17 protein-coding genes are annotated in these 20,116 nt (G+C 59.1%); 6 read left to right on the forward strand and 11 right to left on the reverse strand.

The features are described 5' to 3' along the window. Positions 1 to 94: 94 nt before the first annotated feature. Both htpX and BSF40_RS20000 read right to left on the reverse strand, forming a co-directional pair. On the reverse strand, positions 95 to 985 hold the full coding sequence (htpX, locus tag BSF40_RS19995) for a protease HtpX (protein WP_046043402.1): 891 nt from the start codon (positions 983 to 985) through the stop codon (positions 95 to 97). A gap of 317 nt (positions 986 to 1,302) precedes the next feature. Continuing rightward, the gene (locus BSF40_RS20000) at positions 1,303 to 2,514 is read right to left on the reverse strand and encodes a pyridoxal phosphate-dependent aminotransferase (RefSeq protein WP_007973513.1); all 1,212 of its coding nucleotides are present in this window, start codon (positions 2,512 to 2,514) and stop codon (positions 1,303 to 1,305) included. A 226-nt stretch (positions 2,515 to 2,740) separates the two neighbouring features. Here BSF40_RS20000 and msrB point away from each other — a divergent pair, with 226 nt between their 5' ends. The 3 genes from msrB to BSF40_RS20015 all read left to right on the forward strand — a co-directional run bounded on the left by msrB (position 2,741) and on the right by BSF40_RS20015 (position 4,275). Next, entirely contained in the window at positions 2,741 to 3,136 is a 396-nt protein-coding gene (msrB, locus tag BSF40_RS20005; RefSeq protein ID WP_095966428.1) for a peptide-methionine (R)-S-oxide reductase MsrB, read from the forward strand. Positions 3,137 to 3,331: 195 nt separating this feature from the next. Further along, complete coding sequence (locus BSF40_RS20010) at positions 3,332 to 3,817, forward strand: glutathione peroxidase (RefSeq protein WP_095966413.1); 486 nt, start codon at positions 3,332 to 3,334, stop codon at positions 3,815 to 3,817. Next, a complete protein-coding gene (locus BSF40_RS20015; RefSeq protein WP_095966414.1) occupies positions 3,814 to 4,275 on the forward strand; it encodes a MarR family winged helix-turn-helix transcriptional regulator in 462 nt (153 codons plus the stop codon). Before BSF40_RS20010 ends, BSF40_RS20015 begins: the two co-directional genes overlap by 4 nt. On the opposite strand, the gene BSF40_RS20020 is transcribed toward BSF40_RS20015, so the two are convergent. Then, on the reverse strand, positions 4,259 to 6,580 hold the full coding sequence (locus BSF40_RS20020; protein WP_095966415.1) for a response regulator: 2,322 nt from the start codon (positions 6,578 to 6,580) through the stop codon (positions 4,259 to 4,261). The two genes, BSF40_RS20015 and BSF40_RS20020, sit on opposite strands and share 17 nt — an antisense overlap. Positions 6,581 to 6,745: 165 nt before the next feature. Here BSF40_RS20020 and BSF40_RS20025 point away from each other — a divergent pair, with 165 nt between their 5' ends. Next, the gene (locus BSF40_RS20025) at positions 6,746 to 7,636 is read left to right on the forward strand and encodes an ATP-binding protein (protein WP_095966416.1); all 891 of its coding nucleotides are present in this window, start codon (positions 6,746 to 6,748) and stop codon (positions 7,634 to 7,636) included. Continuing rightward, positions 7,633 to 8,115: a GAF domain-containing protein gene (locus BSF40_RS20030; RefSeq protein ID WP_095966417.1), complete on the forward strand. Its 483-nt coding sequence runs from the start codon at positions 7,633 to 7,635 to the stop codon at positions 8,113 to 8,115. Before BSF40_RS20025 ends, BSF40_RS20030 begins: the two co-directional genes overlap by 4 nt. On the opposite strand, the gene BSF40_RS20035 is transcribed toward BSF40_RS20030, so the two are convergent. The 8 genes from BSF40_RS20035 to BSF40_RS20070 form a co-directional block, all read right to left on the reverse strand. Continuing rightward, positions 8,116 to 11,061 carry an HD domain-containing phosphohydrolase gene (locus tag BSF40_RS20035; protein ID WP_095966418.1) on the reverse strand — a complete coding sequence of 982 codons (2,946 nt, stop codon included), beginning with the start codon at positions 11,059 to 11,061 and terminating at the stop codon, positions 8,116 to 8,118. 49 nt (positions 11,062 to 11,110) lie between these two features. Then, positions 11,111 to 14,752 (reverse strand): transporter substrate-binding domain-containing protein, encoded by a 3,642-nt coding sequence (locus tag BSF40_RS20040; RefSeq protein ID WP_095966419.1) that lies wholly within the window; start codon positions 14,750 to 14,752, stop codon positions 11,111 to 11,113. 8 nt (positions 14,753 to 14,760) lie between these two features. Beyond that, positions 14,761 to 15,387: a response regulator transcription factor gene (locus tag BSF40_RS20045; protein WP_007973494.1), complete on the reverse strand. Its 627-nt coding sequence runs from the start codon at positions 15,385 to 15,387 to the stop codon at positions 14,761 to 14,763. Between the two features lie 247 nt (positions 15,388 to 15,634). Further along, positions 15,635 to 16,027 carry a response regulator gene (locus BSF40_RS20050; protein WP_095966420.1) on the reverse strand — a complete coding sequence of 131 codons (393 nt, stop codon included), beginning with the start codon at positions 16,025 to 16,027 and terminating at the stop codon, positions 15,635 to 15,637. A 176-nt stretch (positions 16,028 to 16,203) separates the two neighbouring features. Next, positions 16,204 to 17,532, reverse strand: a complete 1,329-nt coding sequence (locus BSF40_RS20055) for a deoxyguanosinetriphosphate triphosphohydrolase (RefSeq protein ID WP_095966421.1) — start codon at positions 17,530 to 17,532, stop codon at positions 16,204 to 16,206. A 217-nt stretch (positions 17,533 to 17,749) separates the two neighbouring features. Next, positions 17,750 to 18,094 carry a hypothetical protein gene (locus BSF40_RS20060; protein ID WP_095966422.1) on the reverse strand — a complete coding sequence of 115 codons (345 nt, stop codon included), beginning with the start codon at positions 18,092 to 18,094 and terminating at the stop codon, positions 17,750 to 17,752. After that, positions 18,091 to 18,480: a phage holin family protein gene (locus BSF40_RS20065; protein ID WP_015094055.1), complete on the reverse strand. Its 390-nt coding sequence runs from the start codon at positions 18,478 to 18,480 to the stop codon at positions 18,091 to 18,093. The genes BSF40_RS20060 and BSF40_RS20065 overlap by 4 nt, the downstream gene beginning before the upstream one ends. A gap of 1 nt (position 18,481) precedes the next feature. Continuing rightward, entirely contained in the window at positions 18,482 to 18,796 is a 315-nt protein-coding gene (locus BSF40_RS20070) for a YqjD family protein (protein ID WP_007973485.1), read from the reverse strand. 329 nt (positions 18,797 to 19,125) lie between these two features. Between BSF40_RS20070 and BSF40_RS20075 the strand changes: the two genes are divergently transcribed. Beyond that, positions 19,126 to 20,116, forward strand: a 991-nt coding sequence (locus BSF40_RS20075) for an ammonium transporter (protein WP_095966423.1), incomplete at its 3' end; no start/stop codon positions are given.

Here is a 20,116-nt window from a genome sequence, read left to right on the forward strand (position 1 = left end):
GCCCGCGAAGGGGCCCTGAAAAGCACTGAAGCTTTTGAACAGACAAAAAAAAGGCCCGCATCGCTGCGGGCCTTTTCATTTGCGGTGGAAGCTCTTAGCTGCGGCGACGAGCCAGGGCGTCGATACGCTCTTCCAGTGGCGGGTGGCTCATGAACATGCGAGCGAACCCTTGCTTGATGCCACCATTGATGCCGAAGGCGTTCAGGGTGTCGGGCATGTGCACCGGCAGGCCTTGTTCCGCCCGCAGGCGCTGCAGGGCGCCAATCATCGCGGCGGTGCCGGCCAGGTTTGCACCGGCTTCGTCGGCACGGAATTCGCGCTTGCGCGAGAACCACATGACGATGGCGCTGGCCAGGATGCCCAGAACCAGTTCGGCGAAGATGGTCGCCACGTAGTAGGCAATGCCCTGGCCTTCTTCGTTCTTGAAGATCACCTTGTCGACGAAATTGCCGATGATCCGGGCAAAGAACATCACGAAGGTGTTCACCACGCCCTGGATCAGTGCCAGGGTAACCATGTCGCCATTGGCCACGTGGCCGATTTCGTGGGCCAGGACGGCTTTCACTTCATCGGGTGAAAAGCGCTCGAGCAAGCCCTGACTTACGGCGACCAGTGCGTCGTTCTTGTTCCAGCCGGTGGCGAAGGCGTTCGCCTCGTAGGCGGGGAAAATACCGACTTCGGGCATCTTGATCCCGGCTTCGCGGGACAGTTGCTCGACGGTTTGCAGCAGCCATTGCTCGTGACGGGTGCGTGGCTGGGTGATGATCTGGGTGCTGGTGCTCATCTTCGCCATCCACTTGGAGATGAACAGCGAGAACAGTGAACCGGCGAAACCAAAGACCGCACAGAAAATCAGCAGCTGATTGAGGTTGAGGTCAACCCCGTTGGCCGCCATGAACCCGTTGAAGCCGAAAAGGCTCAGGGTGATGCTGGCAATCAGCACGACCGCCAGGTTAGTGGCCAAGAACAGCAGGATGCGCATCATGGTTGTAGAAATCTCCTCATGCTAAAGATGTAGCGTACTGCGGGGTATATAAGGTGCTGCACCGGGGTATTCAACCGGGTGACTATTTCAAACTGTGTCCTACGGCAATAGTTTAGCTGCTTGCAGGGCATTTCCGACGCGAGTGCAGGAAGTGTTTGTCAGTCAATTCATGTCGAACGCCCCGCCTTTGTTAGGCGCGAGCGGGCACGGCGTTGTTCGGCAGCGGGCAAAACGACTGCCAGTGACGCAATGCAAACAAATGTTGCCGGATGAAAATCACCGTGCGACGCGCAGGCGTGTCGCACGGTGCAGGGCGCTTACTGGCGGTAGGACTTGAGGAAGCCGCCGATGCGTCCGATGGCCATCTCCAGGTCATCGACACGTGGCAGGGTCACGACGCGGAAGTGGTCTGGCCATGGCCAGTTGAATGCGGTGCCTTGAACCACCAGCAGCTTTTCGGAGAGCAGCAGGTCGAGGACGAATTTCTCGTCGTTGTGGATCGGGCAGACTTTCGGGTCGATGCGCGGGAATGCGTACAGCGCGCCCATCGGCTTGACGCAGCTCACGCCCGGAATGTCGTTGAGCAGTTCCCAGGTGCGGTTGCGCTGTTCGAGCAGTCGACCTTGTGGCAGCACCAGGTCATTGATGCTCTGGTAGCCACCCAGGGCGGTCTGGATCGCATGCTGGCTGGGCACGTTGGCGCACAGGCGCATGTTCGCCAGCATGTCGATGCCTTCGATATAGCTCTGGGCGTGGTGTTTCGGACCGGAAATGGCGATCCAGCCGGAACGGAAACCGGCCACGCGATAGGACTTGGACAGACCGTTGAAGGTCAGGCAGAGCAAGTCCGGCGCCAGGGAGGCGGTGCAGATGTGCACGGCATCGTCGTAGAGGATCTTGTCGTAGATTTCGTCGGAGAACACCACCAGGTTGTGCTGGCGGGCCAGTTCCAGCATCCCCAGCAGCACTTCCTTCGAATACACCGCGCCAGTCGGGTTGTTCGGGTTGATGATCACCAGGGCCTTGGTGTTCGGGGTGATCTTGGCCTTGATGTCGGCCAGATCTGGCCACCAGTTGGCTTGCTCGTCGCACAGGTAATGTACCGGATTGCCGCCGGACAGGCTCACGGCGGCAGTCCATAGCGGGTAGTCAGGCGCAGGCACCAGCACTTCGTCGCCATTGTTGAGCAGGGCCTGCATCGACATCACGATCAGTTCGGAAACGCCATTGCCCAGGTAGATGTCTTCAATGCCGACGCCTTCTACCTGCTTTTGCTGGTAATACTGCATCACGGCCTTGCGCGCACTGAACAGGCCCTTGGAGTCGCTATAGCCCTGGGCGGTCGGCAGGTTGCGGATCACGTCCTGGAGGATTTCATCCGGCGCTTCGAAACCAAAAGGCGCCGGGTTGCCGATGTTCAGCTTGAGGATGCGATGGCCTTCCTCTTCCAGGCGCTTGGCGTGCTTGAGCACCGGGCCGCGAATGTCGTAGCAGACGTTGGCGAGCTTGTTCGATTTGCTGACCTGCATGGCGATGTGTTCCCGAAAATGAACGATCCAGACGGCGTTTGGACAGCCGTGCTGGGAATCCTGCGTATTCACACAGGCCTGACGCCTTGAGATGCAGCACCCATATTTCCGTTTGAATGCGCGTGGTCTGGCTGCCAGACTGGCGTTTGACGAGGCGCAATCATACGTGCCGCCCGATCCGTGGAAAAGGTACAGATCGGGCTTTTTCAGCCGCTGAGGTGTGATGATGGAAAAGTTGGAAAAAACCCTGGAAGAATGGAAGGCGATGCTCGATCCAGAGCAGTACAACGTGTGCCGCCTCAAAGGCACCGAACGGCCGTTTTCCGGTAAATACAACGCCACCAAAACCGACGGTGTCTACCACTGCATCTGCTGTAGCGAACCGCTGTTCGACTCCAGGACCAAATTCGATTCCGGCTGCGGCTGGCCGAGTTTCTACGCGCCGATCGGCGACAGCGCCATGACCGAGATCCGTGATGTCAGCCACGGCATGATCCGCACCGAAGTGGTCTGCGCCAGATGCGACGCGCACCTGGGGCATGTTTTCCCTGATGGTCCGCCGCCGACTGGCCTGCGTTATTGCATCAACTCGGTATGCCTGGACCTGGTGCCCCGCGAGTAATGCGAGCCCTGTAGGAGCGAGCTTGCTCGCGATGGACCAGAGAGCAACTCGGAGCACCAGGCTTCCCGCGTTATCGTTGACGACCATCGCGAGCGAGCTCGCTCCTACAGTGGATTGGCGTTCGATAATTTAAATTGCACACAATTCAATTGCTCGCTATGTTTGTCTCATCTTCCCGAATCCGGAGCTTTCATCATGAGCGACAACCTGCTGAGCATCCCTTGCACCACGATCAAGGGGGAACAAAAGACCCTGGCGGATTTCGCCGGCAAGGCCGTGCTGGTGGTCAACACGGCCAGCAAGTGCGGTTTCACTCCGCAATACAAAGGCCTGGAAGCGTTGTGGCAGACCTACAAGGACCAGGGCCTGGTGGTGCTCGGTTTTCCCTGCAACCAGTTCGGCAAGCAAGAGCCGGGCAATGAAGGGGCGATCTCCGAATTCTGCGAGCTGAACTTCGGTGTCAGCTTCCCGCTGTTCAAAAAGATCGAAGTCAACGGCGCCGGCGCCCATCCCTTGTTCGTGCAGTTGAAAAAGCGCGCTCCGGGTGTACTGGGTTCCCAGGGCATCAAGTGGAACTTCACCAAATTCCTGATCGGCAAGGACGGGCAACTGGTCAAGCGCTTCGCCCCGGCGACCAAGCCGCAGGACCTGACCCGCGAGATCGAAGCCCTGCTCAAATGAGCACCTTGTCCGTCGATTCCCTGAAGCTCGACAGCCAGCTGTGTTTCAAGCTGTACGCCGCTTCCCGTGCAGTCATTCGCGCCTACAAGCCAATGCTCGATCAGTTGGGCCTGACCTACCCTCAGTACCTGGCGATGCTGGTGCTGTGGGAGTGGCAGGAAGCAGCCCCCGAGCAACCGACCGTGAAGGCATTGGGGGAGCGTCTGGCCCTGGATTCCGGCACGCTGACACCCTTGCTCAAGCGCCTCGAACAAATGCATCTGGTGCAGCGTCAGCGTTCGGCGCGCGATGAGCGTGAAGTGCACCTGAGCCTGTCGCCAGCCGGAACGGCCTTGCGCGATCAGGTCGGGCCACTCAAGGCGCGGTTGTTGTGCGACAGTGGGGTCGACCTGAATCGTCTCAACGACTTGCGCGATGGTCTCGACCACCTGTTGGGACAGATCAGGGCGCTGTCGTAGCGGGGATCCACAAGTCCAGCAGGGCGGCCAGTTCTTCGCGCCGGAAGGGTTTGGCCAGGTAATCGCTCATGCCCGCGGCACGACAGCGTTCGCGCTCCTCTGACATGGCGTTGGCCGTCAGGGCGACGATGGGCAGCTGGGGCCAGCGTCCGCTGCGGCGGATTTGCCGGCTGGCCTCATAGCCGTCCATCACCGGCATGTTGCAGTCCATCAGCACCAGGTCGAACTCCCGTTGTTCGAGTTGATCCAGGGCCTCGGCCCCATGAGCCGCGGTGGTGACCTCGCAGCCGAGCTTGCCGAGCATGCCCTTGGCCACCAGCTGGTTCACCGGATTGTCTTCCACCAGCAGCACGCGTCCGCGGCGTAGCGGGCATTGCGTTTCGAGCCGGACATCGTTGATCGGCTGCGGTTGTGGCTGCAGGATCCGCCGCAAGCTCTGATACAGCGTATTGCGGGCCAGGGGGCGTGCCTGTTGTTGCAGGGGGGCGAGGGCGTTTACCTCTTCGCTGGGCATGAAATTGCCATACGCGGTGATCAACAGGATCGGCGCACTGAGGGCTGGGCGCAAACTGAACAGGCATTCGGGGCAGTCGGTGATGAGTACGTCGGCTGCCAGGCCAAGCAGTGAGTCATCCATGGAGCGCCGTTCATAGTCCAGCCCCCAGCCAGGCAACAGGCTGTTCAGCAGTTCGCCCAGCCCGCTGCTGGCGGCCGTGATGGCGACGACTTTGCCATTGAGCGCAACAGCAGGCATTGCGCGGGTATGGCTGGGTAATGGCAGATCGGCGCAGAACTGACTGCCAAAACCCGCTTCGGAGCTGATCGTCAGGCGCCCTTGCATGGCTTCGCAAAGATTGTAGGTGAGCGCCAGGCCCAGCCCGGTGCCGCCAAATTGGCGGGTAATACCGGCGCCGGCCTGGGTGAATGGCTGGAAGATCCTGGCCTGGGCTTCCTGAGGGATGCCGATGCCGGTGTCGCATACTTCGATTCTGACGCCGTCCCCGAACGTCGACAGGCGTACGTCGACACGCCCGAAACGGGTGAACTTGAGGGCGTTGGACAGCAGGTTACTGACGATCTGCCGCACCCGGGTCGGATCGCCGAGCACCAGTGCCGGGAAATGCGGATCGATCAGGCAGGTCAGTTCGACGCTGGGGGCGGCGTTCTGCGACAGCAGGTTGGCGGTGTCCTCGATCAGCGAACCGAGGTCGAAGGGGATGTGTTCGAGTTCGAGTTGACCGGCATCGAACTTCGACAAATCGAGGATATCGTTGAGCAGTTCCACCAGAACCTTGCCCGAGTCATGGGCGATCGACAGCTGTTGCTGTTGTTCGGCATTCAGCGGTCCGTCGAGGGACAGCGCGATCATGCCGAGCAAGCCATTGAGGGGCGTGCGGATTTCATGGCTCATGTTGGCCAGGAACACCGAGCGGGCTTCGGCCATGTCGAGGGCGGTACTGCGTGCGGCTTCCAGTTCCTCGTTGGATTGGCTCAGCCGGGCGTTGATCGCCTTGAGTTCGGCGGTGCGGGCCGAGACGATGTTTTCCAGTTGGCCAAGGTAGTCGGTCAGGCGGTTTTCCGCGTTGCGCCGCTGCCGGATTTCGGTGGCGATGTTTTTGAATTGCTGGTTGGCAACCTTGACCAGTACACCAATCTCATCGTTGGCGTGCCCGGCAGGACACTCCAGCGACGTCGGTTCGGTGTTGCCCGGGTCGCGACCGCTGAGCTCACGGATCACCCGCACCAGGGGTTTGGTCAGCATCACATAGAAGAGCGCCAGCAGGATGCCGGACAGCAGCAGGCTGCGGGCGAAGCCATTGATCAGGGTCACTTCGGCCCGGCGCAGGAACCGGTTGCCGAAGGCGTAGGTATCGACCTTCAGCCGCAGCGTACCCAGGGATTCGTTGGGTAAATGATCCAGGTAAAGCCGGTCTTCGAACTGTCGGTTGGCACCGAACAGGAAGTCACTGAGCATCCGGTAGCCGTTTTGCACCTCGGGTCGCTTGGAGTTCGCCAGCACGGTGCCGTTGTTGTCGGTCAGTTTCGCGCCGATGATCGCCGGCGAACGCAGCAGGCCCTGGGTCAGTTCCTTGGCGAGTTCGGCGTCGATGTTGTAGGCGATTCGCGAGGCCGGGTTGTGGCTGATTTCCAGTAATGAAAGGATTTCACGATTGATGGAGGCGTCTTCACTGGCATAATCGATGCCTATTTGCAGCAGGCTGAGCAGCGTGCCCAGAATGAAACCGACCAGCACGGTAAGCCGGGCTTGCTTGAATGACAGCCGGTTGGTGAATTTGATGTCCATGGGGGGGTGAACCACTTCCGTTTCCTTTCGCTGCTCAAGCATAGTCGATCATGCCTGCCTGTTGATGTTCTCGCGAGGCCTGTACCGCGGGGGCAGCCACTTGTGTGACGCTGTGTTTCGTCGCTGTATCACCATCATTACTGTGAACGTGCCCGAGGAGAAGTCGTGGATTCCCGATTGAATGCTTTTCTTGAACGTGCCGATGCCGTTCTGGCGCGTATCGAGCCGTTGCTGCCGGCACCCCGGCCAGCCATCGACTGGACGCAATGCCTGGCCGCGCGCTGGCAGCGTGAGTCGCGCGGCGGTTATCTGATGCCGCTGCAGGTCAGCCTCGACATGCGCCTGTCGGACCTGATCGGCGTCGACCGGCAAGTTGAGCAGCTTGGGCGCAACACCCAACAGTTCCTCGACGGCATGCCCGCCAACCACGCCTTGCTCTGGGGCTCGCGCGGCACCGGCAAGTCGTCGCTGGTGCGCGCCTTGTTGGCTGAGCACGCTCAAGCCGGTTTGCGTCTGATCGAGATTGAGCGCGATCACCTGGCAGACCTGCCGCGCGTGGTCGAACAGATCGGCAAACTGCCCCTGCGTTTCGTGCTGTTTTGCGATGACCTCTCGTTCGAGTCGGGCGAGGGCGATTACCGGGTGCTCAAAAGCGTACTCGATGGCTCGCTGGAGCAGGCGCCGGACAACGTCTTGCTGTACGCCACGTCGAACCGTCGCCACCTGGTGCCGGAAAAGGAAAGTGACAACGAGAACTGGAAGCGGGTCGACGGTGAGCTGCATCCGAGCGAGGCGGTGGAAGACAAGATCGCGCTGTCGGACCGCTTCGGCCTGTGGCTATCGTTCTATCCGTTTACCCAGGAACACTTCCTCGACGTCGTCGAGCACTGGATCGGCCAGTTGGCCGGCAAGGCCGGACTGGCATGGCAGCGCAGCGAAGAGCTGGACATCCTGGCGGTACGCTGGGCCACAGGCCGAGGCAATCGCAATGGACGTTGCGCTTATCAATTTGCCCGTTACTGGGTCGGGCTGAAACTGTTGGAGCACAAGGCATGATCGATTTACAAAAGAGCGGCCAGGGCCTCGAAGGCTACGGCATGCTGCACGCGCAGCTGGAGTCATTGCTGGCGGACGAGCGGGACTTCATCGCCAATGCCGCGCAGTTCTCGGCGTTTCTGTTCAATCAGCTCGATGACCTGAACTGGGCCGGTTTCTACCTCAACCGCAATGAGGAGCTGGTGCTGGGCCCGTTTCAAGGGCAGATCGCTTGCGTGCGGATTCCGTTCGGACGTGGTGTCTGCGGAACAGCAGCCGCTACCTTGCAGACCCAGTTGGTCGAAGATGTGCACGCGTTCCCCGGTCACATTGCCTGTGACAGCGCCTCGAACAGCGAACTGGTAGTGCCGCTGGTCAAGGATGGCCGATTGATCGGCGTGCTCGACCTCGACAGCCCGAAACTGGCGCGGTTCACCCCGCAGGACCAGGCCGGTATCGAGCAACTGGCGGCGATTTTCCTGCGCCTGACCGACTGCTGATCAAGACGCCAGGCCGGCCTTGGCCAGCAGGCCCGATGCGTCCACCGCATCGATCTGCGCAGGGTCGAGGAAACGCCTGGCGTACTGCAAATAGATCTGTGCCCTGATGAACAGCCCGAACAGTTCCGGGTCGATGTGGGCATCTCGACACATGAACGCCATGATGCCCAGCGCTTCGCTCAGGGTCTTGGCTTTTTTGTAAGGGCGGTCGGCGGCCGTCAGCGCTTCGAAAATATCGGCAATCGCCATCATTCGCGCCGGCAGGCTCATGTCTTCACGCTTCAAGCGTTTCGGGTAGCCGCTGCCGTCCATTTTTTCGTGATGCCCGCCGGCTATTTCCGCGACGCTGCGCAGGTGCCCGGGGAACGGCAAATGGTTGAGCATCAGAATCGTCTGAACGATGTGGTTATTGATGACAAAACGCTCCTCGCTCGTCAGGGTGCCCCGGACAATGCTCAGGTTGTACAGCTCGCCCCGATTGTATTTGTGGGGCGGAATGTCGAGTTTGAAACCCAGGGGGTTATCTTGCGGTATCACTTCGTTTTCGCTGCGTTCGAACAGGTGCTCGGGTTTGTCCGCCAGTAAGGGTTCGCTGACGGGCAGGGTGGGGGCGGGTGTTCGGGCCTGACGCCGGTTCTCTTCCCAGGACACGCCCAGCCGGTCATCCAGGGTCCGGGTCCAGGTGCGTTCAGCCACGCTGCGCAGGCGTTGCAGATCAGCGTCGGCCATGGCTTCGCCACCCAGATTGCAACGGGCAATGAAGGCGAAATCATCATCCAGCCCGGCGAGGCTGGCATCACGCAGTTCTGCCAGCGCTTGCTCGTCACCACCCAGCGCAATGGCCTGCCAGTAGCTGATCCAGGCATCGCGCTTGAGTACCTCGAAGCGGGTGCGGATTTCGTGGATGCGATCGGTCAGGGTTTCCAGCTTCGTGGCTTTGTCGACGACGTATTCCGGCGTGGTGATCTTGCCGCAATCGTGCAGCCAGGCAGCGATGTGCAGTGCCTCCCATTCATCGTCGGTCGGCCGATAGGCGCTGAAGGCGGGTTCCTGGCTGGCTGCCGCCGCCTGGGCAAGCATCAGGGTCAGTTCCGGCACGCGCTGGCAATGGCCGCCGGTATAGGGGCTTTTGGCGTCGATGGCGCCGGCCAGCAGTTGAATGAAGGCGTCCAGCAGCTGTTTTTGCCGGGCCTGCAGGCGCTGGCTTTCAATACACACGGCCGCCGCGCCGGACACCGCCTGGAGAAACGCAATGCGGTCCGGTCGCAGTTTGTCCAGATCGCTGTGCTCGCCGCTGTCGGCCAATAGCAACACCAGCAGGCCCACGGTTTCGTTGTGGCGATTATGCAGGCGGATTCCGATCAGGTGGACCCGGGGACTTTCCAGCGCGAGCAAGACTTTCTGCAGATCGCCCGCTTGCTCGAACCCCAGGTTACTGACGACGTTGTCGACCTTTGCCAGCTGCTGCAGCCATGGGGGGCTTTGCGGGTTTTCCAGTGAGTGTCCGCGGATGTCGAAGGATTGCAGGTTTTCGGTGGTGTTGTTGATGACCAGTCCGTGGGGTTCCATGTACCCGCCATCAACTTCGCGCAGATAGATCAGGCCGGCCTGGGCCTGACCGATTTTCACGGTTTCAAACAACACGCGTTCCAGCAGCGGGGCGAAACGGGTTTCGGCGCTGAGGCTGTCAGTGATCTGGAAGAAGCTCGCCAGCGTGTCTTTCATCCGTGCCATCGACACGCTCAGTTGGTCGACTTCGAGCACCGGCGAGCGACGGGAAAGCGGAAAATTGAAATCGAAACTGCGAATCGCATCGGCTTCCTGCACCAGCGCACGCAAGGGTTTGACCAGGACTCTGGAGGTCAGCCAACCCAGCGGCACGCATAACAGCAGCGTGGCCAGGGTAATGAGCGCACCTTGCCAGCGCATCCGGTAAGCATCGACGAGCAACTCGTCTTCCGGTACCAGCAGTGCCAGTTGCAGGCCCTGGGGGCCGCCCTCCTGCATGCTGCTGCGGGCCACGATCCACTGCCGGCCGTTGGCATCCAGGCGACTGCCTTGAGAGGGGTTGTTGAGCAGCGCACCCAGGCTGGGGCTCAGGTCCGCGGCCTTGATCAGGCGCGCTGTCTGATCATCGATGATCAGCTTGCGGCTGTCGGGGTAGGCAATGGCATTACCTTCGGCATCGAACAGCACGATTTCGGTATGGGGGGTCACGACGTGCTTGGCCAGGGTCGCGCTGAGTTCGGCCAGGGTCAGGTCGGCGGCCATGATTGCCTTGTCGCCACTGCGTCGGGCCAGCGTCGTGCCAATGTCATGGGTGGAAAAAAAGATATAGGGTTCGGTCGTGATCTGGTCATTGTCACTACGGGCGCTGGTAAACCAGGCACGGCTGCGAGGGTCGTAGGTGTCGTTCGGGTTGTCCTGGCGACTGACGAGTGCCAGGTCCCGGTCGAAAAACAAAGACTGGGAGCGAGCCTGGCCGCTGCCGTCGCGCTCAATGCTCCAGACCTGGTAAGCCGCCGTGTCCGGGGCCTTGACCAGGGTCTTGACCTCTGGGGTATGCAGCGGGCGGACCATGAAAAAGTCACCGTTGTCGTAGCCCAGGTACAGCGACGCCAGATTGGGGTTGTCCTCGAGTGACTGGCTGAACGGTTCGAGCAGTGCCAGGCGGTGTTCGAGATCAGTGGACTGGCCCGCCGGATTGAGTGCCAGCAGGCTCAACAGGTGGCGAATGGGTTCATAGGTGGCGTGCAGGTCCAGCCGGACATCCTGCTCGATACGGTTGAAGAGTTTTTCACTGCTGGACAGTATGATCTGGGTCGTTTGCCGGTAGTTGAAAAGACCCAGCAGCACTCCGGTCAGCAACAACAGAAAGGTGAACATCACGCTGATATGGACATGCAGTGGAAACCGGCGTGGATCCGTGCGCAGTGGGTCAGGCATTGCGGGTTTCTCCATGAGGGTCAACACACCGCTGAGGGTCCAAGCATAGTTAAGGCTCTGTCATTGCGCCTTCGTCGTATTGCTTGATCTGACGTAGTAACGCCTCCTCCAGCTCAAGCATGGTGCGTTCCATGGATTTGCAGCATCCGGCCACTTTTTCGCGATCGAAATCCTCATGGCAGGCGGCTTCAAGCGCCTCGCAACGGTCGATCAGGGGTGAGGCTTGCACTATCCGGGCTGCGCCTTTGATTTTGTGGGCAATGTCCTGCAGCGCCTGCGTATCCCCGCAGCTGGATAGGGACTGCAGCGTTTGCAGATCCTGGCGGTTGCTGTTGACCAACTCGTTGAGCAATCTGCGGTTCAAAATCGGGTTGCCCCCGGTCAGCAGTTTCAACCCGTGCAGGCTGAACGCCGGGGTTGCATGGATGGGCTCAATGTTTTCCATCCACTGGCTCAAGGCACCGAGGCTAAGGGGTTTGAACAGGCAGTCATCCATTCCGGCCTGTTTGCAGCGTTGTATTTCTTCCGGCTGGGCGTTGGCGGTAAAGCCGAGCACAGTGCAGGGAGGGCGATGGTTTTGGCTTTCATGCTGGCGAATGGCACGGGCCAGCTCGTAACCGTTCATGACCGGCATGTTGCAATCGGCGATCACCAGATCAAACGGTTGGTCTTTCCATGCCTCCAATCCCTCCTGGCCATCGGCCGCGACGGTAAATCGATGGCCTAGAAACTCCAGTTGCTGGCAGGTGAGCAAGCGATTGGCCGAATGATCGTCGACGACCAGAACATTCAATGGGGTTGTGGCGACGACAATTTGCGTCTCGGCCACCTGGGCAGATTGTTGCAGCGGTAACGTTTCCAGGTGCAGCAATACCTCCACTTGAGTGCCGACACCCGGCTCGCTGCGCAGTTGCAGGCTGCCGCCCATCATCTCGCAGAGATTGCGGCTGATGACCAGACCCAGCCCTGCGCCCCCCCTGGTCGATTGAGTGGCGTTGTCGACCTGGGCGAAGGGCTCGAACAGCCGGTGTTGATCCTGTTCGCTGATCCCGATGCCACTGTCGTGAACCTGCACCCGCATTTGCACACGATCTGGCTCCATTGCCGGGTGCAGGTCGACAATGACCCGGACCTTGCCTTGCTCGGTAAACTTGATGGCATTGCTGATCAGGTTGGACAGCACCTGCTTGAAGCGCAAAGGGTCCAGCAACACATCGAAGGTCGGGTTGGCCGAAGAAAACTCCAGCTGCAGTTCGAGTTCCTTCTGTCGGGCAAGACCATCGAAAATCCGTACGACCGAGGCCACGAGTTCACCCGGATTGACGCGCTCCGGGCTAAGGCTCAAGCGTCCCGATTCGATTCTGGCAATGTCGAGGATGTCGCCAATCAGTTCCAGCAACCCTTTCGCCGAGTTGTACGCGACATCGATGGCCGGACGCTCCGGGTGCCGATGATCAAGACGCTTGAGTGTCAGTTCAAGCATGCCGATGATTGCATTCATCGGCGTGCGGATCTCATGGCTCATCGTGGCCAGAAACGTGCTTTTGGCCCGGTTGGCGTTATCGGCGTGTTCTTTTGCGCAACGCAGATCATCCAGCAGTTGCCGGCGTTCGCTGATGTCGATCCAGCCACCGATAATGCCTTGCACTGTCGCGCTGGAATCGCGGTAGGGAAGAATCCAGTGATAGATCGTCAGCCGCCGGCCACCAATGTGCAGTTCGCGATCGACGATCAACGGTCTGCCCTCGGTCACCACGCGCTGATAGTCAGCCTGGTACTCCCGGGCTTCGAACACATTGCTCATCGCCCCCTGCATGACGCTTTTGCCGATGACATCTTCGCGCCTGGCGCAGAACGCTTGCAGGTAACTGTCGTTGCAACTTTGCAGCAATCCCTGCCGATCACGTACGTAGATAGGATGGGGCGTGCCATTGACCAGCGATCGCATGAACTCGAACTGATCGTTCAATGCACGCTCGGCGGCCTTGCGCTGCTTGATCTGGCGTCGCATGTAGTCGTTCCACGCAATGGAAATCAGCAATAGCGCACCGGCACCAATGACGATTTGGTAGAACAGTCTTTGATAGTTGCGCCAGGTGCTTTGCGAGGACGCCGAATAGCCGCGCCAGCGACTGTTGATGATGCCCAGTTCCTCCGGCGAGATGCTCAGCAGCGCCTTGTTCAGAATGGCGTTCAGCTCTTTGGCATCCCGTGCAGTGGCCAGCGAGAACGCTGCCTGCTCGGTGCCGATGGTGGTGCTGATTTGCAAGGTGTGTTCGAACAGCCGCGAGGAAATGAAGTAATTGGCAATGACCAGTGAGTTCACCGCGCCCTCGGCCTGACCTTCGTCGAGTAACTCTACGGCGCTGAAGGTATCTGGAGCTTCGATCAACCTGATCCGGGGAAATTCCATGCGCAGGTAATCCATGAGTGGATTGCCGCGGGCAATGGCCAGGCGCTTGTCCTGCAACTGCTCGAGGTTGGTCGGGCTGTCGGCGGCTTTGCGGGTCAGCAGGACGTAGGAGTTTTCCAGAAAGGGGCGGGTAAAGTTCAGTTGGGTTTGACGTTTGGCACTGGGGAGCAATGCGGCGATCACATCGGCCTGGTTGTTTTTGATCTGTTTGATCATCTCGTCATCGTTTCGACTGCGCTGGATGTCAAAGCGCAAGCCGGTGCGCAGCCTGATCAGCTCAAGCAAATCCGCGCTGACCCCGCGAAAGTTGTCATTGCTATCGAAAAACGTCAGTGGCGCATAGGCTTCGTTGACGACGACGCGCACTGCCGGGTGATGTGCCAGCCAGCGTTCTTCCCGGTCAGTGAGTTGCAGCTTTTGATCGGTCAGCAGAATGTCGCTGCCGGCGCTCCAGCGTTTGGCGATGTTTTCTCGCTCACTGGAGGGAATGGCCCTGATCATCGCGTTGATGATGCCGAGCAGTTCGGGGTTGTTCCTGTTGACGGCAAAGCTGAGGCCATGGGCTTCATGTTTGCCGAAGTTGGCCATCCGGATGTTGTTCAAGTACCCCTTGTTGATCATGTAGTGAGTTGAAATCGTGTCGCCGAGAAACACATCCGCCTGATCGAAGGCAACGGCATTGATCGCATTCTGGTAGGACGGATAGGACGTGATGATCGCCTTTGGGTACAACGCCTTGACTTCCGCCAGCGGTAAATAGTGATACACCATGCTCAGGCGCAATCCGGCCAGGCCATCGGTGAGGGATCGGGTTTCCCCCTCGCGGGTCACCAATACGGGTTGGTCGACGGCATAGGGTATGGACAGGGCAATCTCGGCAATTCCAGCTTCGAATCCATTGGCGGTGCCAAGCAGATCGACATCGCCGTTCTGCAGCGCAGTGATCGCGGCCCCTCGGGATTCGAAACGCTGAACCTTGACCGGCAACCCGGTTGCTTTTTCCAGAAGGCCAGCGTAATCGGCGGTAAAGCCTTCATAGTCTTGACCACTGGTGGTCAGGTCGAAAGGGGGGTAGTCCGGGGCCGACGTGCCGAGCGTCAGTTGATTTCTGTTGTTTATCCATTGTTGCTGGGATTCATCCAGTCGAATCTCCAGCGCCCCGACCTTCGCGCGACTGAGCAGCGTGTAGAATTCATTGCCCGGTGCTCCGAACAACGAGGTGCTCACGCATAGACCTGCGGTCACTTGAATCAGATAGACCTTCAAACGGCTGGGCATCCAGGTTCTCACACGAGTGCGTTACGTTTTGCCATCTCGATCAGTTCAACCAGGGATTTGGCTTTGAGTTTCTGCATGAGGCGCTTTTTGTAGGTACTCACGGTCTTGTTGCTCAGAAACATGCCCTTGGCGATTTCCTTGTTTGTGCGACCTTGGGCAAAAAGTTGCAGGACCATCAGTTCCCGGTCGTTTACGGACTTGAACAGTTCCAATTCGATGCAGCGTGTTTCATCTCCGTGGATGGGGTTCAAGGCTTCACTCGGGAAATAGTTGTAACCTGAAAATACCGCTTTTATGGAACTCACCAGTTCACTGATGTCCTCTTGTTTGCAGACATAACCCGAGGCTCCGGATTGCATGCAACGAATACCGAAGAGTGTCGGGCATTGTGCGGTCAGTACCAGTGTTTTAGGTGGATTACTCATTGCGTTGAACCGGGACAGCACTTCCAGGCCATCCAGTTTTGGAATGCTTATATCGAGAATGACCAGGTCCGGCATGCATTCGCGAACCATCTGCATGGCGTCGACCCCATTGTCAGTTTCGCCGACGACTTTGTAACCTTCGTGTTCCAGTAGCATTCGAACGGCAAGGCGGATAACCGGGTGATCGTCGACAATAAAAACGGAGTTCATAATCAAGTCCCATGCGAGCTCAAATAAAGCGCGCACCTTAGCTCAGATACTTGAAGGGACGCATGAACGGACCGGGCTGTAGCAGCAATATAGGAGAAATCCTACAAATTAAAAGGAATTGGACTACGTATTAACTAGGTTTCTTATTAGGAAGTCTGGGGAAGTTTGGTGGTCTGGTGGGTTTTTTTTGGAAGTTGTTTGTAGGTTTTACGCTGTGTATTTGTCGGTTCTTATAGGTGCTTTTTGTTTATGTTGGTGCCAAGGTCAACAGGTCTCTAAATTCAGATTGTTTCAATGGTTTTATCAGGTAGCCCAATAATGGCAGCCCGTGTTCAGTGGCCGTTTTTACAAGTTCATCCAGTTCAGACGTCGTCAGGCTGCTCAGTATGATCGCCTGTCTGATCAGGCCTCGCTGACTGGCGAACCGGACCAGATCGAGCCCTGTCAGCTCGGGCAGGCATTGATCGCATAAAAGGATGTCGAACGGCTGGTCGACCCCGAGCATTTGCTGCATGGCGCTTTTGGCACTGTCGGCGGTAGTCAGTCGGGTGAAGCCATAACTTTCCAGCAGGTATTGAGTGGCTATCAGTTGGAAGGGATGGTCCTCCACCACGAGGATGCGTAGATCGTCTTCGGCCATGGTGCGCACTTCATCTGTCGAACAGAGGGAGGGCGATTGTTTCGCGAGAGTGTCGGACAGGCGATCAGTTCGCTCGCCATGTGTTGTAGGGCGATTCGACGAGACTTGAGTGTTGTTGGAAGTTGAAGGGGGATCAGCCAAAACGAACGCCGTAATGGCTGATCAAACGAAGCACCTCAGTGGCTGGCACGGCCGGTCATTTCCAGGGCCATATCACTGGCATAGCTGTCGGTCATGCCGGCGATGAAGTCAATCATGCGCAAAAACGATGTATGCAACGGGCCGTGAGGGTCGGGTGCATTGTTACCCAGCAGATCAAGGATGCGCCGGCTTTTGAATGACGGGGTCCGGCCGTTGTGCTGCTCCAGTGCTGCGCCGCAAAAGGCATTGAGGAGGATTTCCAGCGTGGTGTAGGCGCCGATCTCGTGCAGGGTCTTGCGCTTGTCCTGGAAGATTTTCTTGCGGGCCATGTCTTTGGCGTTCAACACGCAACGCTTGGCGGGCCCGTGCATGTGCTCCACCAGGTCGCCAGGCAATGTGCCGGCCAGCAGTGCGTGCGTTTGTTCGACGAAGGCGCGGGCCGCGGCATTGGTCAAGTGTTCGATGGCCTTGCCGCGCAGGATCGCCAGTTTGCGTCGACGCGAATCGCCGGGACCGAGCTGGCGGTAGGTCTCCGGCAAGTCGTCGCCCACCAGGTCCAGCAGCAGGGACTCGACTTCGGCGTACTCCAGCAACTCCATTTCCAGGCCGTCTTCCAGGTCGATCAGTGCATAGCAGATGTCGTCGGCGGCCTCCATCAGGTACACCAGCGGATGCCGCGCCCAGCGTTGCTCCTCAAGTTGTGGCAGGCCGAGTTTATGGGCGATCTGCTCCAATAGCGGCAGCTCGCTCTGATAACAGCCGAACTTGTGTTTCTTGTAGCCCAGCGAATCGGCGTGCCTGGCCGTCCATGGATACTTCAGGTAGGTGCCCAGGGTTGCATAGGTCAGTCGGGTGCCGCCGTCGAACTGGTGATACTCCAGTTGAGTGAGTACCCGAAAGCCCTGGGCGTTGCCTTCGAAATTCAGGAAGTCATTGCGCTCGGCTTCACTCATCGCATCCAGCCAGCCACGGCCGGCGGCTTGCTGGAACCAGTGACGGATCGCGTCTTCACCGGAATGGCCGAAAGGCGGGTTACCGATGTCGTGCGCCAGGCAGGCCGATTGCACCACCATCCCCAGGTCGCTGGGTTCGCACCAGTCGGGCAGGGCGTTGCGGATGGTTTCGCCGACCCGCATGCCCAGCGAGCGCCCCACGCAACTGACTTCCAGCGAGTGGGTCAGGCGCGTATGAATGTGATCATTGCTGGACACCGGATGGACCTGGGTCTTGCGCCCGAGGCGGCGGAAAGCCCCCGAGAAAATGATGCGGTCGTGGTCTTTGTGAAAAGGGCTGCGGCCGAGTTCTTCAGGGCTGTGCAGAGGCTTTCCGAGGCGTTCGCGGGTAAGCAGGGTGTGCCAATCCAAGGCGGGACTCTCCGTCAGGTGACTGATGGCCTAGCTTCCCGTTTCGCGTCATGACCTGCAAGCGGAACTACAACCGGGCACCGTCGATATCGAGGCCACCTTGCAAGAACTTTTTTCGCAGGGGGCAATTGACCGGACAGGTGCACAGGATTGCGCCCCCTCGATAGAGAGGGGGCATCCCGTCGACACTGCAAGAGCGTAGCCAGAAAGAAACTGATCAGTCTTTGCGCGAAGACCCCTGCATGATCAGTTTGATCAGCGGCCCCAGTGTGCTGCCGAGACGGATCAGCCGGGTCAGGCTGCTGAGGCCGCCACCGTTCTTTGCGCCCTTGCCGGTCAGAAAGCCCAGCAAGGTGACGGCGGCCACGCCCCAGAGTGGAGCGTGTTTGATGCCGAAACCGTCCTGCAGGTTCTGCGTCATCCCGCGCACCCGCCGCAACGGTTGCAGCAGTTGCGCGGATTCGTGGCGGATTTCCTGGCGGTGCATTTCCATACGCAGGCGAATCAGCGCCTTGCGCATTTCCGTGCGTGAGCTGTTGTGTGGCAATTCAGGCAGGTTCATGGCAGCAGGCGCTCCCGATCGTTGGCCAACTCTTCCAGCGTACCGTGGAAGGGCGAGGACTCATCGAAAATCGCTGCCCTCAAACGCATCGCGCAGAATATGGCTGCGAGGGTGTAGAACACGCAGAGCCCGATGATGGCGGTCAGGCGATAGGTGTCCCAGAACACGATCAGCACCAGGGTCGACAGCCCTACCAGCAGCAGCAACGCAAACACCAGCGCCAGACCGGCAAACAGCAACAGGCTGACGGTGCGGGCTTTCTGTTCCTGCAACTCGATGCCGAACAGTTCGACATGGCTGTGCAGCAACCCCAGGAAGGCAGCACCCAGGCGCCGCGATGAGGAGCTTGTTCCCGTCGCAGACGGGCCGGATTCACCGATCGACATATCAGCGCCGGCTGGCCAGCAGGCCGATCAGGAAACCCACACCGGCCGCGATCCCGACCGATTGCCAAGGGTTGGCCTGGACATAGTCTTCGGTGGCGGTGACAGCCGCCTTGCCGCGTTCGCGCAGGGAGTCTTCGGTCAGCTTCAGGGTTTCACGGGCACGCAAGAGACTGTCGTGAATCTGCTCGCGCAACTCATCGGCCTGGTCGCCGGCCAGGGTCGCGGTGTGCTCCAGCAACCGTTCGGTGTCGCTGACCAGTGTCTGAAAATCGTTCATCAGGATTTCTTGAGCAGTCTTTGCCTGGATGCGGGCCATGGTGGATCTCCATAAGTGGCTTTCTGATGCGTTCGAGTATGAGCCTTCTGCGAAGGTTCAGTACAAATGACTGGTACAACTTTTGCTGTGTCGTGGTGCGCCGGTCCGCACCATTGCGCTATAGCCGGGCATGATTTCAGTAAAACCGTAGGACCAACAATCAAAAACTCGCGCAAACGTCCGGGTCACGTTTTTCCCGGACGGAGTCTGTGCACCAAGGCGGTTCAACGAGATCAGTCCCCTGATGCTTCGAAGCCGCAACTTGGTGCATGGGCGGCCATCGCGAACTGCTTTGGTGCTTTTTTTCTGCCATAAGGTCTGCCCATCCCATGGAAAATCTGCAAAGCGCCGTGGACACCCTGGTCCATAGCTCCAACACGCTGTTCATTCTGATCGGTGCGGTCATGGTTCTGGCCATGCACGCCGGTTTTGCCTTTCTCGAAGTCGGAACCGTGCGACAGAAAAACCAGGTCAATGCCTTGTCGAAAATCCTCAGCGACTTCGCCGTATCGACACTGGCCTACTTCTTTATAGGCTATTGGATTTCTTATGGCGTGACCTTCATGCAACCGGCGGCCGTGCTCAATGCCGACCATGGTTATGGACTGGTGAAGTTTTTTTTCCTGCTGACCTTTGCCGCGGCGATTCCCGCGATCATTTCCGGAGGAATCGCCGAGCGCGCCCGGTTTGTCCCGCAGCTGTGTGCAACCGCGTTGATTGTCGCATTCATCTATCCGTTCTTCGAAGGCATGGTCTGGAACGGCAACCTGGGTTTGCAAGCCTGGCTGCTGGAGCGTTTTGGCGCCGGTTTCCATGATTTCGCAGGTTCGGTGGTGGTGCATGCCATGGGCGGTTGGCTGGCACTGGCGGCGGTGCTGTTGCTCGGGCCGCGTAATGGCCGCTATCGCGAAGGTCGGCTGGTCGCGTTCGCGCCTTCGAGCATCCCGTTTCTGGCGTTGGGCTCATGGATCCTGATTGTTGGCTGGTTCGGCTTCAACGTCATGAGCGCGCAAACCCTGCCAGGTGTCAGCGGACTGGTGGCGGTGAACTCATTGATGGCCATGGTGGGCGGTACGGTGGCCGCACTGATCGTCGGGCGCAACGACCCCGGCTTTCTGCACAACGGACCGTTGGCGGGACTGGTGGCGATCTGCGCCGGTTCCGACCTGATGCATCCGGTGGGAGCGCTGGTGACCGGCGCCATCGCGGGGGCGTTGTTTGTCTGGTGCTTTACCGCCGCTCAGGTCAAATGGCGCATAGACGACGTGTTGGGTGTCTGGCCGCTGCACGGCTTGTGCGGCGTGTGGGGCGGTATTGCCT

It is taken from the genome of Pseudomonas sp. ACN5 (assembly GCF_002303975.1).
Lineage (GTDB): Bacteria > Pseudomonadota > Gammaproteobacteria > Pseudomonadales > Pseudomonadaceae > Aquipseudomonas > Aquipseudomonas laurylsulfatiphila.

Excerpts from the sequence above, each read along its gene's own strand:
- htpX (WP_046043402.1), bottom strand. The coding sequence starts at position 985 with ATGATGCGCATCCTGCTGTTCTTGGCCACTAACCTGGCGGTCGTGCTG.
- BSF40_RS20000 (WP_007973513.1), bottom strand. The coding sequence starts at position 2,514 with ATGCAGGTCAGCAAATCGAACAAGCTCGCCAACGTCTGCTACGACATT.
- msrB (WP_095966428.1), top strand. The coding sequence starts at position 2,741 with ATGGAAAAGTTGGAAAAAACCCTGGAAGAATGGAAGGCGATGCTCGAT.
- BSF40_RS20010 (WP_095966413.1), top strand. The coding sequence starts at position 3,332 with ATGAGCGACAACCTGCTGAGCATCCCTTGCACCACGATCAAGGGGGAA.
- BSF40_RS20015 (WP_095966414.1), top strand. The coding sequence starts at position 3,814 with ATGAGCACCTTGTCCGTCGATTCCCTGAAGCTCGACAGCCAGCTGTGT.
- BSF40_RS20020 (WP_095966415.1), bottom strand. The coding sequence starts at position 6,580 with ATGGACATCAAATTCACCAACCGGCTGTCATTCAAGCAAGCCCGGCTT.
- BSF40_RS20030 (WP_095966417.1), top strand. The coding sequence starts at position 7,633 with ATGATCGATTTACAAAAGAGCGGCCAGGGCCTCGAAGGCTACGGCATG.
- BSF40_RS20035 (WP_095966418.1), bottom strand. The coding sequence starts at position 11,061 with ATGCCTGACCCACTGCGCACGGATCCACGCCGGTTTCCACTGCATGTC.
- BSF40_RS20040 (WP_095966419.1), bottom strand. The coding sequence starts at position 14,752 with ATGCCCAGCCGTTTGAAGGTCTATCTGATTCAAGTGACCGCAGGTCTA.
- BSF40_RS20045 (WP_007973494.1), bottom strand. The coding sequence starts at position 15,387 with ATGAACTCCGTTTTTATTGTCGACGATCACCCGGTTATCCGCCTTGCC.
- BSF40_RS20050 (WP_095966420.1), bottom strand. The coding sequence starts at position 16,027 with ATGGCCGAAGACGATCTACGCATCCTCGTGGTGGAGGACCATCCCTTC.
- BSF40_RS20060 (WP_095966422.1), bottom strand. The coding sequence starts at position 18,094 with ATGAACCTGCCTGAATTGCCACACAACAGCTCACGCACGGAAATGCGC.
- BSF40_RS20065 (WP_015094055.1), bottom strand. The coding sequence starts at position 18,480 with ATGTCGATCGGTGAATCCGGCCCGTCTGCGACGGGAACAAGCTCCTCA.
- BSF40_RS20070 (WP_007973485.1), bottom strand. The coding sequence starts at position 18,796 with ATGGCCCGCATCCAGGCAAAGACTGCTCAAGAAATCCTGATGAACGAT.